We start from the raw sequence: 14,708 nt of genomic DNA on the forward strand, positions 1-14,708 counted from the left end.
GTGACGCCACAAGACGTCAACACCTATCTTGAAAAAAAGTTAAAAAAACACGTCAAATGTATATTAATCAAACATTTCAGATGTTTTTTATACAATTTCTATCGTTTTAATTGAGCACTAAAGTTCAACATACGATCTAAAGGTAATTTAGCACGTTCAGCCAAAGCAGCATCTACGAATATTTCTTGATCGGCCTTTTGCAAAACTGACAAAATACCATCTAATTCATTCATTGCCATCCACGGGCAATGCGCACAAGAACGACACGTTGCACCCTCACCTGCTGTAGGTGCTTCAATCAAGGTCTTATGCGGTACAGCTTGTTGCATTTTATAGAAAATACCACGGTCTGTAGCCACAATTAGAGTGTCTTGTGGCAATGTTTGAGCTGCTTTGATCAGTTGTGAGGTGCTTCCCACCGCATCCGCAATATCAATCACGGATTCTGGTGACTCAGGATGTACCAATACAGCTGCATTCGGATACAGCGCTTTCATCTTTTCAATACCACGGGCACGAAACTCTTCATGCACGATACAAGCACCATCCCAAAGCAACATATCAGCACCGGTTTTCTTTTGAATATAACGGCCTAAATGTTGATCTGGTGCCCAAATAATTTTCTCGCCCAAACTGTCTAAGTGTTCAATGATCTCTACAGCACAACTTGAAGTCACCACCCAATCTGCACGTGCTTTAACTGCTGCTGAAGTATTGGCATAGACCACAACAGTATGCTCAGGATGCGCATCACAAAATGCGGTAAATTCATCTACAGGACAACCGAGATCAAGCGAACAGGTTGCTTCCAAAGTTGGCATAAGTACTGTTTTTTCAGGAGAAAGAATTTTTGAGGTTTCTCCCATAAATTTAACCCCAGCGACCACCAGAGTAGATGCCTCATGATCACGTCCAAAACGTGCCATTTCCAAAGAATCAGAAACACAACCACCTGTCGCTTCCGCAAGTTCTTGTACATCTGGATCACAATAATAATGTGCCACCAAAACAGCATTGTTTTTTTGCAACTCAGCTTTAATTTGCGCAAACTTCTGCTGTTTTACCGCTGAACTCAGACTATTGTCCTTAGGTTCACCTAAACGATCTAAATGCGCTTGCACAACCGATTTTGCTTCGTTGGCAATTAAATTATTCGCATCATTCATAAGAGGTCTTCTCTTTCCTTGTCGCTGGCATCATGCTAGCGTTTATACACTTGTGAATTGATTGTACGGTTTAGCGCACATAAATTCACCACGAAAAATGTTTTGTTATAAAAAAGCCTCACGAATGAGGCTCCTTAAAAAATCAGCAATTAAGAACGATAGTCCGCATTAATTTTCACATAATCATATGATAGGTCACAAGTATAGACCGTATCTTTGGCCTGCCCTCGACCAAGGTTTACATGAATGGTCATTTCTGTCTGTGACATTACACGCGCACCAGCTTCTTCGGTATAGTCTTCAGCAGCACCACCATCTTTACAAATTTGCACGTCGTCTAACCAGACTTGAATTTTTTCAACATCCAAATCTTTCACGCCAGCATAACCAATCGCAGCAAGGATACGCCCCCAGTTTGGATCAGACGCAAAAATTGCCGTTTTGACCAATGGTGAATGGGCAATGCTATAAGCAATATCACAACATTCTTGTGTGTCGTTTCCACCGTCAACCATGATAGTAATGAATTTGGTTGCCCCTTCTCCATCACGAATAATCAGTTGTGCCAAACGCTTCATCACACGCGATAAAACATCCAAGACCACCGTATAGCGTGCATCATCTTCACTGCTAATTTCTACACCACCAGCCATGCCTGTTGCAGCAAAGATGCATGAATCATTGGTAGAAGTATCACCATCCACAGTAATTCGGTTAAATGATTGGTCTGCGCTAATTTTTAACATTTTTTGCACAAGATTTCGTGCAATTGGCGCATCGGTTGCAACAAAACTCAGCATGGTCGCCATATTTGGGCGAATCATGCCTGCACCTTTAGAAATCCCAGTCATTGTATACGTTATACCATCAAGCTCGAACTGTTCTGAGGCACCTTTTGGTGTGGTATCTGTGGTCATGATCCCAGTCGCAGCGTCCGGCCATGAAGCGTCATTCAAACTATTTAGTGCAGGCTGTAAACCTTTCGTTAAACGCTCAATCGGCAGCTGTTCGCCAATGACCCCTGTAGAGAATGGCAATACCTCAAATTCTTCTACCTGCGCTAACTCAGCAAGCTTTAAACAGGTCAATTGTGCATTTTGCATGCCCAATTTGCCTGTACCCGCATTGGCATTCCCGGTATTGATGACCAAATAGCGTGGATTGGCTTGTGCTAAATGTGCTTTGGACACATGAACGGGCGCTGCACAAAATGCATTTTGGGTAAATACCCCCGCAACATTGGTACCTTGTGCAAATTCAAAAATAACTAAATCTCGTCGATTTGGATAACGGACATACGCCTCAGCAGAGCCAATTTTTACACCTTGTACCACATGCATATGCGGCATAGACACGTCACCAACAGCCATTTTCAAATGTCCATATGAATTAGAATGAAAACACAGCTTATTAGAATTCTCTATAAAAATCGAGCTTATTAAAATGCTTATTTATTTTTACTATAAGAAAAGCTTATTCATTTGAATATAAAATAAAAAAGCCAGTAAATATACTGGCTTTCATCACATCATCAATACCTTACTGTTGAACAGCAGTCGTGGTATCCGCAGCCAATAATGCTTGCTTTACTTTTTCTTGACTAGATACTGACAACGCTGGATTTGAAGCAACAACGCGATTAACCGTAGCAGGTGTTACTGCTGCAATCGCCGCAGTTTTTAAAATAATTGGGCGTCCGCCTGTATTCCCTAAAGTATAACGAATACCAGTACGTGGACTGATTACAGTCGTGGTTTCATTTTTTACTTCTGCTTGGGCTGTTACTGCGCCTGTAGCAGCTTGTACTTTTTCCACTGTCGTCGTTTGTGGTGCCGTATCAGCAAATGCCAATGCTGGAACTGCTAAAGTTACAACAAATAAAGGTTTTAATAATTTTTTCATTATCTTCCCAAAGATCTTTTCCAATTGAGCAACTTAATACCACTTAATCACATTTCCTGCAATAAAAATTAACGCATGGTAATAACTTGTAAAAAAAGCAGAACAATTGTTCTGCTTTTTTGTAACACTTTCAGAGTCTATTCACTCAATTAGATTTTGCCGTGACATTGTTTGTATTTCAAACCTGAACCACAAGGACAAGGTGCATTACGGCTTTCTGGAGCTACAACCTCATCACTATGAGTGAATTGTGCATCAACAATTTCGTTACTTACCGTACCGCTTAAGCCATCCACTTCATCATGTGCGAAGTTAAGACGCATAGATTCAGCTTGAGCCTGTTGTTGAGCTTCCATTTCAGCAAGCTCTTCAGGTGTTGGGATATGCACACGAGAAATATCAGTAACCACGTCTGACTTAATCACACCCAACATATTGACGAATAAATTGAAGGCTTCCTTCTTATATTCTTGTTCAGGGTTCTTTTGTGCATAACCACGTAAGTGAATCCCTTGACGCAAATAATCCATCGCAGCCAAATGGTCTTTCCAATGACGGTCTAAAGAACCCAGCATGAAGTGACGTTCAAGTGTCGCAGCAGTATCATCACCCATCTGTTCACGACGATTACGGTAACGTGTAACGATCTCATCAGAAATACGTTCAACCAAGGCTTCTTCATCTAGACGACGATCTTCTTCCAACCATTGATTTACAGGAAGATTAATGCCTAAGTCTTCATTCAATGCATTTTCAAGCCCTTGAATATCCCATTGATCATGGATTGATTCAGGTGGAATATAGGTTTCGATTAAGCCTTTTACGACTTCACGATGCATTTCTTCAATATAATCTTGAAGTGAGCTTTCCTCTAAAATTTCATCACGTTGAGAGTAAATAATTTTACGTTGTTCGTTATTTACATCATCGTATTTCAATAAGTTTTTACGAATATCGAAGTTACGTGCTTCAACTTTACGCTGTGCATTTTCAATAGAACGCGACACCATTTTATGTTCAATGGCTTCATTCTCTTGTAGTCCCATCGCACGCATCATTGCAACAACACGATCACCTGCGAAGATACGCATCAAATCATCTTCTAATGACAAGAAGAAACGTGAAACACCTGGGTCACCTTGACGACCAGAACGACCACGCAACTGGTTATCAATACGACGTGATTCATGACGTTCAGAACCGATGATGTGTAAACCACCTGAACTCAACACCATTTCATTGTTTTGTTCCCATTCTGCTTTAAGACGAGCTTCATCTTCCGCAGTATGGTTTTCAATTTTGGCAAGTTTTGCTTTCCAGTTACCACCAAGCAAAATATCGGTACCACGACCTGCCATATTGGTTGCAATGGTCACTGCACGCGGTGAACCCGCTTGGGCAATAATGTCTGCTTCACGCTCATGTTGTTTAGCGTTCAAGACTTCATGGGTAATTCCCGCATCTCGTAACTTATCAGATAAAATTTCTGAAGCCTCAATGGTTGCAGTACCAATCAAGATAGGCGCAACACCTGCTTCATGAATTTTCTGAATTTCTTCAATAATTGCGTTGTATTTACCATTACGGTTTAAATAAATTAAATCGTTTTGGTCATTACGAATCATCGGACGATGGGTTGGAATAAGCACAACATCCAAACCATAAATTTCTTTCATTTCCGCAGCTTCAGTATCAGCAGTACCTGTCATACCTGAAAGCTTTTTGTATAAACGGAAATAGTTCTGGAATGTGGTTGTTGCTAAAGTTTGGTTTTCAGGTTGAACTTCGAGTGCTTCTTTGGCTTCAACAGCTTGGTGCAAACCTTCAGACCAACGACGACCTGGCATAGTACGACCAGTATTCTCATCGACAATGATTACTTCACCATCATGTACAATGTAGTGAACATTACGTTGATACAGGAAATGTGCACGAATTGCAGCAGACACGTGATGAACGAGGTTTAGATTTGATGGTGAATATAAGCTTTCGCCTTCAGCCAATAAACCCATTTTAATCAATTCATCTTCAACAGTTTCATAACCGACTTCAGTCATTTCAACTTGACGTTGCTTTTCATCAATCCAGAAATGACCGCCATCTGCGACTTTTTCTTCTTTTTGAGCATGCAACTTTGGTGGAATACTATTGATTGCAACATAAAGCTGTGATGAGTCATCACTTTGACCAGAAATGATCAACGGTGTACGTGCTTCATCGATCAAGATCGAATCGACCTCATCGATAATCGCATAAATCAAACCACGTTGCTTTTTCTCTGCCATAGAGAAAACCATGTTATCGCGCAGATAATCGAAACCAAATTCATTATTGGTACCGTAAGTAATATCTGAACGATATGCCTCAGCTTTCTCTATTGGTGATTGCATCGAATAGATTACACCAACGCTTAAGCCCAAGAACTCATAAAGCGGACGGTTTAATTCAGCATCACGTTGTGCCAAGTAATCGTTGACCGTGATGACATGAACACCTTGCTCACTAATTGCATTTAAATATACAGCCAAAGTACCCATCAGGGTTTTACCTTCACCTGTACGCATTTCTGCAATTTTTCCTTCATGCAAAGTAATACCACCAATGAGCTGCACATCATAATGACGCATACCCATGACACGTTTTGCTGCTTCACGACACACCGCAAACGCTTCTGGCATTAATTTATCTAGGCTTTCACCTTTCTTATATCTTTGTTTGAATTCTTCAGTTTTTGCAGATAAGTCTGCATCGCTGAGTGCAGATGTCGTCGGCTCGAGCGCATTGATCTTATCGACAATTTTACGCATACGTTTTAGTTCGCGCTCGTTTTTAGTACCGAAGATTCCTCCGATCAGACTTGCCAACATATAAACTCTCTAAATCTTTGTGAAATAAATTTTTCTCAGACGATATTATGGTGGTAGAAATTTGAAGTACAAGGGTTTTGCACAAATCCAATCAAAAAAATCTGACGATTAGTTCTAGCACGTATCAGCTAAGGCGCATTAATGTAGCAAATTTAACCGATATTTGCAGTGAGGTAGAGATCAATTATATGTTTTTTTTCATATGCTTCTTTTATTAATATCTATTTTCTTCATAAAGAAATACAAAAACACTATTTTTAATTATAAAAAAACTGGGTAATAGTAGTTTGGACGAGCCAAATAACAAACAACATTTTTAAATATTGAGGTTTCAAAATGACTTTACGATTAGGTGACATTGCACCAGATTTCACTCAGGAATCTAGTGAAGGTCCAATTAAGTTTTATGATTACTTGGGCGACAGTTGGGGTGTTTTATTCTCACACCCTGCTGATTATACGCCAGTATGTACCACTGAGCTGGGCTATACCGCAAAACTAAAAGATGAGTTTGAACAGCGTGGGGTAAAAGCCATTGCCCTTTCAGTCGATGATGTTGAATCACATAAAGGTTGGATCAACGACATCAATGAAACGCAAAATACTACTGTAAACTTCCCAATCATTGCAGACAAAGATCGTAAGGTGTCAACGCTGTATGATTTCATTCATCCAAATGCCAGTGAAACGCTCACCGTACGTTCTTTAATTATTATTGATCCCAATAAGAAAGTTCGCTTAATCATTACTTACCCTGCATCAACTGGACGTAATTTTAAAGAAATTCTACGTGTGATTGATTCATTACAACTGACTGACAATTATAAAGTTGCCACACCTGCAAACTGGCAAGATGGTGAAGATGTTGTCATCGTCCCGTCGATCAAAGATGAAGCGGAGCTTAAAGAACGCTTCCCAAAAGGTTATACGGCGGTTAAGCCTTATCTTCGTCTTACCCCACAACCCAATAAATAATATGCAATATTGATTTTTTAGATTAGAGCTAACTAACTTCAAAAGATCACATCCAAACTTGATGTGGTCTTTTTTTAATATCTACTGATTGCAACGAAACTCTTTTCCCTCTGCAAAACACACCAAATACTAAAATAAAAGCAAAATCATTTAAAAAAAAGGCACCGAAGTGCCTTTTATGATCAAAGATCACCGAACAAATGTTATGCAGGAATACGTAAAACTTGTCCTGGGAAAATATCATCCGCATTTTTTAACAATGGGCGGTTCGCTTCAAAAATTTTATTATATTGGTTGGCATCACCATAAAATTCTTTTGAAATTTTAGACAAATTATCGCCTGATTTAACCGTATAGAACTTACTTTCAGGCTCAGGTGTTGCAACTGTCATTTGATCATCAACTTGCGCCACATGGTCAATATTTCCCACAGCAAGAATGATTTTCTCTTTATCTGCCTGAGTTTGTACCTGACCGTGAATCGTGGCCAAATCAGAAGTACCATTATAACTTACCGAAAGCCCTGTTACTGGCAAGCCTAACGCTTTAATGTGCCCCAATAACTTATTGGCAATTTCTTGTGCAGACGGTTCTGCTGGCGTTGCTGGTGCTGCTTGTGGCTCAGCTGGTGCGGTATTTTTCTTGCCAATTCCTTTAATAAAATCAAAAAGACCCATATGTCGTACTCCATATCATTATTGAAAGTTGTTTTACTGTGAACTGTTATACAAATTTAAGAACTCTATTTTTATAGCGAAAAAGCGTCGGAGTGTGCGTTGTCATTGGTGATAAAAAGGTAACGGTATGTAACCAATGTTTTTGATTTTAAACTTATTTAGTTGCTTTTTAGGTTAAGACATTGCCAAGCAAACATTCACTCAATACAGCTATATTCAGGCATAAAAAAACCACCTAAAGGTGGTCTTTTTACGTATAACAACAACGTGCTATACAATCAACACATTAACCAAGTTTTTTAGTTACATAGTCGATAGCTGATTGAACAGTTGTGATTTCGTTAGAATCTTCATCTGGAATAGTGATGTCGAAGTCATTTTCGAAAGACATAACAAGTTCTACTAGGTCTAGAGAATCAGCACCCAAATCATCCATGAAAGATGCTTCGTTTTTGATTTCTTCAGCTTTGATACCTAATTGTTCTGCAACAGCTTGTTTAATGCGTTGTTCGATATCGCTCACAGGAATTCTCCTCATTGCTTGTGGCGGCTTTTAATTGCCTGATAGTTTAATTGAATATTTACTTTTTTCAAAGTTTATACATCGCATTACGCCATGTATAAACCACCATTTACGTGTAATACTGTGCCTGTAATGTAACTGGCTTTGTCAGAAGCCAAAAAACTTACTGCATTTGCAATATCTTCTGGTTGACCAAATCGGTTTAACGCAACTTGATCACTCATTTTTTTGCGAATATCTTCACTTAACTGCTCAGTCATTTCTGTTGCGATAAAACCAGGCGCAATACAGTTAACTGTAATCTGACGGCTTCCCATTTCTTTTGCAAGACTGCGACTGAAAGCCTCAATCCCTGCTTTTGCAGCAGAATAGTTGGCTTGTCCTGGGTTAGCAAAATGCGCAACAACAGAACTGATATTGATAATGCGTCCAAAGCGAGCTTTGGTCATACCTTTCAATACACGTTTAGATAAGCGGAATACAGCTTTAAGATGAATATTGAGAATATCGTCCCAATCATCTTCAGACATACGTAACAATAAATTGTCTTTGGTAATCCCTGCATTGTTCACAAGTATCATCACTGAACCATATTTTTGTTCAATGTCAGATACCAATGCATCAATTGCAGCACCATCACGTACATCAAGTAATGCACCAGCACCGTTTTCAGCAAAAACTGTTGAAAGTTTTTCTGCGCCCGCTGCTGATGTTGCCGTACCTACAACAAAATAACCGTCTTGAATCAATTGCTGAGCGATGGCAGCACCAATCCCTCGGCTCGCGCCTGTCACTAATGCGACTTTGCGTTCTTGTGTCATGCAATTTTCCCTTCAGCCACTAAGATAGCATTCAGTGCATCTTCCATACGACTTTGTGTATCGAGTGGAAATGCTTTTTCAATATTTGGTAAACGTTTTGCTAAATTCGCCAATACATTACCTGGACCACATTCAGCAACATACTGAATACCTTGGTCTTGGATGAATTGCATGGTTTTAGTCCACTGTACTGACTGATACAGTTGCGCCGTTAATGCTAAGCGTAATTGGCTTGTATCTGTCGCGATTCCAGCATTGACATTTTGTATTACAGGAATACTTGGTAGCTCAATGGCAGTTTGTTCCAAAGCTTCTGCAAACTGTTCGGCAGCAGGTTTCATTAGAGAACAATGTGATGGTACAGATACAGGTAATGCAATTGCTTTACCGCCGTTTTCTTTGGCAACAGTCATGACAGCTTCGACTAGAGTTTTGTCTCCTGCGATAACAACTTGGCCTTGTGCATTATAGTTTGCAGCTTCAACAGAACCACGGCCTTGCACATTGGCTTGCTCGCACAGTTCAAGTACTTTCGCGTCATCTAGACCGAGAATAGCCGCCATCGCGCCTTGCCCCTGAGGCACAGCACTTTGCATCAATTTACCGCGTAAATTTACCAACTTGACTGCATCTGCCAAAGTCATCGACTCTGCAGCAACTAAAGCACTGTATTCGCCTAAGGAATGACCTGCGAGGTATTTTGGTACAACACCACCAAGATCTAACCATACACGCCATAAAGCAATACTTGCTGTCAATAAAACAGGTTGAGTATTTTCAGTTTGATCTAAACCTTCACCGCTTTGTGCAATGTGCCATAAATCAAAACCGATGGCATCTGATGCTTCAGTAAAGGTTTCTTGTACACCACTAAACTGTTCTGCAAGTTCAGCAAGCATACCCACTTTTTGTGAACCTTGACCTGGAAACAAAAATGCAGTTTTTGTTGCTTGAGCTGCTTGTTCGAGTCGTTTGGCAGACATATAAAAAGTCCCTTATTTAATCTTGATCGTTTCCGATGGCGCAATTTTACATTAAAAAAAAATTTATTTAATTGCGAAATACAACAAAAACCCCAGTCATTGAAAACAAAAAAAGGGAGCTTTCGCTCCCATTTTTTTACTAAGCTTGCGCTTAATAGTTCACCAATTATTCAGCATCAGCTGCTTTAGCGAATAATTGACGACCACGGTAGAAACCATCTTTAGTCACGTGGTGACGACGGTGAGTTTCACCAGTAGTTTGGTCTACAGTTAATGCATTCTCGGTTAAAGCGTCATGTGAACGGCGCATGTCACGGCGAGAGCGACTTTTACGGTTTTGCTGAACGGCCATGATGGCTCCTTACAAATCGAAAAAATGGATCAGAACAAATTCGGTTGTCTTAACTTAACAGTATAACACAAAATTTAGTTAAGTTTACCCTTCAAACCTGCCAAAACTTCAAACGGATTATCCCGTTTTTCTTCAACAGTGTCCTGAACGGCTGGTTGATGCTTATGTTCACAAGCGTCATGCTTAGGAGACAGAGGCATCAACAATAACAATTCATCTTCTAAAAGTGCAAGTAAATCAACAGTCGAAGGAGTATTGGTTAAATAATCCCCTTTAATTGTTGCTTCACTTTCACCTAGTACGATGAAATCAGCATCCTCATCCAAGCGCTCTATCAGTGACTCATCATCTATTAAAGCCAAATGGAAGTCAGAAACTAACGTAATTTCAACAGAATCCAGACAACGCTGACATTCCATTGGAACTTTAGTATCTACATGACCATCTAGCCAAACAATACGATGATACGCATCCATTGATAGCTTACAGTCTATATTGATCAATTGATCATCAATTGATCCAACAGCTTCACGGGAAATACGAACAAAGCGAGACAATGGCAGGGTACCTGACCATGTAAAGCCTTGTTCAGCCCATTTAAACGGCTCTATCTGTGCCGGAAAGGTATTTGCTGACATAATTAAGGCGGCAATTCTACAAATTCATAGGTACTCTGTCAAAGATTAAGATACAATTTTGTACTTATTTAGACAGATCTCTTGAGTAATACAAGCCATGCATCAGTTGCAGCCGCAACCTGAAGTCACTACTTCATTACAATTCAATACGCATTTAACTTCTGAAAACACATTGCAAGCCACCGATGTGCAACGCTTATCATGGGCTGGCTTACAAACAGAAGTGCAACACGTTGATTGGCTTATCTTACACTTTAATCACTGGTTTTCCCACTTAAATGTGACGCTTGTTCGTGGTGATTTTGAACCAGAGTATTTCCCTGCTAGCGAACACAGCCCTGCCCGTATTCAGTTTGCGCATGGTTTTTTCAACAGCGCTCTGCACGAAATTAGTCATTGGAGCATTGCCGGAGAACAGCGCCGTTTATTGCCTGATCTCGGTTATTGGTATGCACCCGATGGTCGTACAGCTGAACAACAAGCCTTATTTGAGCAGGTTGAAATCAAGCCTCAAGCCATTGAATGGTTATTTTCCAAAGCATTTGGACGAAAATTTCGAGTTTCGCTGGATAATCTGACTGGTGAAGGTGGTGACGGCTCGACATTTAAAGACAATGTTTATGCACAAGTTCAGGATTTTTTTTCGGGTAAAACCAAACTTCCACGCGATGCAAAGCACTTCATTCAGTGTATTTGTCTATGTACTCGAGGTGGCAAAACATTACAAAGCACTGAATTTAATCGTAACGATCTTGATTAAACCCGTAATTTTTTTAAAACATTGATTGCAACGATTTACTTTCCCAAGTAATAATTGAATTAACAATAAATCAGGAGAATAAATATGCTGCATTTAAGAGTACATCCTGACAATCCTCAACCACGTTTAATCAGCCAAGCAGTTGAAAGAATTCGAGCAGGTGATGTTGTGGTTTACCCAACTGATGCGGCTTATGCAATCGGCTGTCAGATTGGAAATAAAAGTGCAATGGAGCGTATTGCTCAGATCCGCGGTCTAGGGGCAAAGCATCAATACGCGATTATCTGTGCAGATTTATCTGATATTGCAACCTATGCCAAAGTAGACAATGCAATGTATCGTCTACTTAAAGCCAATACCCCAGCCGTAACCACATATATTTTACCCGCAACCAGTGAAGTTCCGCGACGCTTGATGCATCCCAAGAAAAAAACCATCGGCTTACGTGTTCCAAGTAATCCCGTCTGTCAGATGCTATTAAAAGAGTTGGGAGAACCCTTACTGACCAGTACTTTGATTTTACCTGGTCAAGATGCACCAATGGATGATCCCTACGATATTGAACAATTATTGGAAAAACGTATTGATGTGTTTATTGACAGTGGTTTAGGTACATTAACCACCACCAGTATCGTTGATTTATCAGGAACGAACCCTGAAATTATCCGTCGTGGTGTAGGCGATGTAAGCGCTTTTGAATAAGTACCGAAATATATTTAATCATTGTTAAGTGATTAAAGAATCAAGGCTTGATAGAAGTAAGATGCGATGGATTTATTCACCACATTATTAAATATTAATAATGTACAAAATGATCAAATTTTATTTGTTGAAAAGCCTTGGACACCGGAATCACAAGTTCGTGTGTTACATGTCTCTTTCGTTAAAAATTCCTTAGCAAAAAACTTTCAGTTCTTTTTAGCAGTCAATGAACTAAAACGTTTGGTCTTGCAGTTTGAAACTCGAAATGTTTGTTTAAGAGAGATGTGCTATTTAATTATCGAACATGCCCTTGAAAAAAAATAAAATTATTTAACATCTTTAAAATTAAGATTAAATATGAAAAAAATTCTTTATGTCTTGGTCATTATTCTTGGGGTACTTATCAGCTATCACTTTATTAAATCACCTAATGTTCATATTTATCATGAACAGCATGAAATCATTTTAGAAAACATTTTCTTGGATGAATATTATTTAGGTTTCAATAAGCTAAAAATTAAATCTATACAAAATCATACCCTTATTTGTGAAATTGAACACTCCCACATGCCTCACCCCGAAGATCAGCAACAGGTTAATACTCATCAAGTAAGCATTCATCAAGCAAATAATAAGCAACAGATCAGGCTCAAAAAAGGGTTCAATGATGAACTGAGTATTTGGGGAAGTGCATTCCAACACCCCACAGCAAAACCGTGTTTATTAAAAAATGAAACTTATATTGTTTCGGTCTGGGGAAACAACGGCTCTGGTTTTTCAACACGTAAACGCTTAAAAATCACCATTCCATGAGCTGTGATTTGAGATCTATCAATTACACAACAATTATATTTTTAGATTGGTATTTTTCTCAATTCAGTTTATAAACAAAGCACAATCCTAAAAACAAATGCTTAATTATGATTTATAAGGTACATCATTTACATTGTGGAACCATGTGTCCGATGTGTGCACCACTATACGGACAAAAAGGTTTGTATGGCAAAATGGTGTGTCATTGCCTATTGATTGAAACAGACAAAGGTCTTGTATTGGTCGATACCGGTTTTGGGATGCAAGACTACCTACATCCGCAAACCCGCTTAGGTAAAGCTTTTACTAAAATCAGTGGGATACAAGCTGATTTCAATCTCACAGCCATTTCTCAAATTCAACAATTGGGTTTTAAACCATCTGAAGTTCAACATATTTTGGTGAGTCATTTAGACTTAGATCATGCTGGTGGTATTTCAGACTTTCCCAATGCCACGGTTCACATCTTATCTAGTGAGTTTAATGCAGCACAAAAACTTTCAGTCATGAATAAATTGCGTTATCGACAACAACAATTTAAAAATCATCGTTACTGGAATTTTCTTGAACCTAAAAAAGGCGAAGCATGGTTTAACTTCCAAAAAGTTCAAGGTTTTAATATTTTCAATGATGAAATTTTATTGATTCCTTTAGTCGGTCATACTGTAGGACATTGCGGTATAGCGATCAAACAACAAGATAGATGGTTATTGTTCTGTGGCGATGCTTATTTTAATCATCTAGAACTCAACCCTAAGAATAAATTACGCGCGCTCGACAAAATTGAATATCTCCTAGCGGAAGATAATACATTGCGCTTAAAAACATTATCACAACTGCAACAGCTTGCACAGAATGAAGCAAAAATTGAAATTATCTGTGCCCATGATCCTGTTGAACTAGACCGATATTTAAAACATGCTTAAATCGAAATTATTACGTTATACCGCTATATTCGCACTCAGCTTACAGCTCACTGCATGTATGACAACTGCTGCACTTCCAGATCATGAGCGCCCGCAACAATGGGGAAGCATCGTTGCTCCACAGTATAATTTTTATCGAATCAGTGACACCGTTTTTCGTAGTGAACAACCCAGTACTGAACTTATCCCTGAGTTAAAAACCAATCAAATTGATGTCGTGATTAATTTAAGAAGTCGCAATAAAGATAAAACAGTACTTTCAAAGCAAAACTTTCAGTTGGTTCATATCCCGATCAATACTTGGGCAATTGATCGTCATGATCTACTCAATGTCATGAAAACGATTCAAGTTGCGAAAGATAACAACCAGAAAGTTTTAATCCATTGCTATCACGGTTCTGATCGTACTGGGGCAAGTGTTGCAATGTACCGAATTATTTTTGAGAACTGGTCTGTGAATGATGCTTTAAATGAAATGAAGCATGGCGGTTATGGCTTTCATCCAATCTGGGGCAATATTGAAAAACTTTTTACCCCTGAAAATATAAAATGGATCCGTGAGCAGCTCGCGAATCCATCTTCAACCAAAAATACCTAACTCAT

General features: G+C 39.2%; 17 protein-coding genes. 7 read left to right on the forward strand and 10 right to left on the reverse strand.

Annotation, left to right across the window (positions count from 1 at the left end):
• Positions 1-98: 98 nt before the first annotated feature.
• The 4 genes from nadA to secA form a co-directional block, all read right to left on the reverse strand.
• A complete protein-coding gene (gene nadA / locus F981_RS17985) occupies positions 99-1,166 on the reverse strand; it encodes a quinolinate synthase NadA (protein ID WP_004723946.1) in 1,068 nt (355 codons plus the stop codon).
• A gap of 149 nt (positions 1,167-1,315) precedes the next feature.
• Positions 1,316-2,536: a bifunctional glutamate N-acetyltransferase/amino-acid acetyltransferase ArgJ gene (gene argJ / locus F981_RS17990; RefSeq protein WP_004723948.1), complete on the reverse strand. Its 1,221-nt coding sequence runs from the start codon at positions 2,534-2,536 to the stop codon at positions 1,316-1,318.
• Between the two features lie 169 nt (positions 2,537-2,705).
• Positions 2,706-3,068 carry a hypothetical protein gene (locus F981_RS17995; RefSeq protein WP_004723950.1) on the reverse strand — a complete coding sequence of 121 codons (363 nt, stop codon included), beginning with the start codon at positions 3,066-3,068 and terminating at the stop codon, positions 2,706-2,708.
• 149 nt (positions 3,069-3,217) lie between these two features.
• Positions 3,218-5,935, reverse strand: a complete 2,718-nt coding sequence (gene secA / locus F981_RS18000) for a preprotein translocase subunit SecA (protein WP_004723952.1) — start codon at positions 5,933-5,935, stop codon at positions 3,218-3,220.
• Positions 5,936-6,271: 336 nt separating this feature from the next.
• On the opposite strand from secA, the gene F981_RS18005 reads away from it, so the two are divergent.
• Positions 6,272-6,910 (forward strand): peroxiredoxin, encoded by a 639-nt coding sequence (locus F981_RS18005; RefSeq protein WP_004723953.1) that lies wholly within the window; start codon positions 6,272-6,274, stop codon positions 6,908-6,910.
• 203 nt (positions 6,911-7,113) lie between these two features.
• Here the strand turns inward: F981_RS18005 and lysM are convergent, their stop codons facing one another.
• From lysM to F981_RS18035, 6 genes are all read right to left on the reverse strand, one after another.
• Positions 7,114-7,587 (reverse strand): peptidoglycan-binding protein LysM, encoded by a 474-nt coding sequence (gene lysM / locus F981_RS18010; protein ID WP_004723955.1) that lies wholly within the window; start codon positions 7,585-7,587, stop codon positions 7,114-7,116.
• Positions 7,588-7,873: 286 nt separating this feature from the next.
• Entirely contained in the window at positions 7,874-8,110 is a 237-nt protein-coding gene (gene acpP, locus F981_RS18015) for an acyl carrier protein (protein WP_004723957.1), read from the reverse strand.
• Positions 8,111-8,196: 86 nt separating this feature from the next.
• Complete coding sequence (fabG, locus tag F981_RS18020) at positions 8,197-8,931, reverse strand: 3-oxoacyl-ACP reductase FabG (protein WP_004723960.1); 735 nt, start codon at positions 8,929-8,931, stop codon at positions 8,197-8,199.
• Positions 8,928-9,914 (reverse strand): ACP S-malonyltransferase, encoded by a 987-nt coding sequence (fabD, locus tag F981_RS18025; protein ID WP_004723962.1) that lies wholly within the window; start codon positions 9,912-9,914, stop codon positions 8,928-8,930. The genes fabG and fabD overlap by 4 nt, the downstream gene beginning before the upstream one ends.
• A gap of 166 nt (positions 9,915-10,080) precedes the next feature.
• Positions 10,081-10,266 carry a 50S ribosomal protein L32 gene (gene rpmF / locus F981_RS18030; RefSeq protein ID WP_004723964.1) on the reverse strand — a complete coding sequence of 62 codons (186 nt, stop codon included), beginning with the start codon at positions 10,264-10,266 and terminating at the stop codon, positions 10,081-10,083.
• A gap of 74 nt (positions 10,267-10,340) precedes the next feature.
• On the reverse strand, positions 10,341-10,904 hold the full coding sequence (locus F981_RS18035) for a YceD family protein (RefSeq protein ID WP_004723966.1): 564 nt from the start codon (positions 10,902-10,904) through the stop codon (positions 10,341-10,343).
• A gap of 97 nt (positions 10,905-11,001) precedes the next feature.
• Here F981_RS18035 and F981_RS18040 point away from each other — a divergent pair, with 97 nt between their 5' ends.
• From F981_RS18040 to F981_RS18065, 6 genes are all read left to right on the forward strand, one after another.
• On the forward strand, positions 11,002-11,664 hold the full coding sequence (locus F981_RS18040) for an elongation factor P hydroxylase (RefSeq protein WP_004723969.1): 663 nt from the start codon (positions 11,002-11,004) through the stop codon (positions 11,662-11,664).
• Between the two features lie 84 nt (positions 11,665-11,748).
• The gene (locus F981_RS18045; RefSeq protein ID WP_004723971.1) at positions 11,749-12,366 is read left to right on the forward strand and encodes an L-threonylcarbamoyladenylate synthase; all 618 of its coding nucleotides are present in this window, start codon (positions 11,749-11,751) and stop codon (positions 12,364-12,366) included.
• A gap of 66 nt (positions 12,367-12,432) precedes the next feature.
• The gene (locus tag F981_RS18050; protein WP_004723973.1) at positions 12,433-12,690 is read left to right on the forward strand and encodes a hypothetical protein; all 258 of its coding nucleotides are present in this window, start codon (positions 12,433-12,435) and stop codon (positions 12,688-12,690) included.
• 33 nt (positions 12,691-12,723) lie between these two features.
• Positions 12,724-13,179: a hypothetical protein gene (locus F981_RS18055; RefSeq protein WP_004723975.1), complete on the forward strand. Its 456-nt coding sequence runs from the start codon at positions 12,724-12,726 to the stop codon at positions 13,177-13,179.
• 107 nt (positions 13,180-13,286) lie between these two features.
• Positions 13,287-14,105 (forward strand): MBL fold metallo-hydrolase, encoded by an 819-nt coding sequence (locus F981_RS18060; RefSeq protein ID WP_035372064.1) that lies wholly within the window; start codon positions 13,287-13,289, stop codon positions 14,103-14,105.
• On the forward strand, positions 14,098-14,703 hold the full coding sequence (locus F981_RS18065) for a dual specificity protein phosphatase family protein (protein WP_004723978.1): 606 nt from the start codon (positions 14,098-14,100) through the stop codon (positions 14,701-14,703). The genes F981_RS18060 and F981_RS18065 overlap by 8 nt, the downstream gene beginning before the upstream one ends.
• Positions 14,704-14,708: the final 5 nt, after the last annotated feature.

The sequence above is a fragment of the Acinetobacter guillouiae CIP 63.46 genome (genome assembly GCF_000368145.1).
Taxonomy (GTDB): Bacteria; Pseudomonadota; Gammaproteobacteria; order Pseudomonadales; family Moraxellaceae; genus Acinetobacter; species Acinetobacter guillouiae.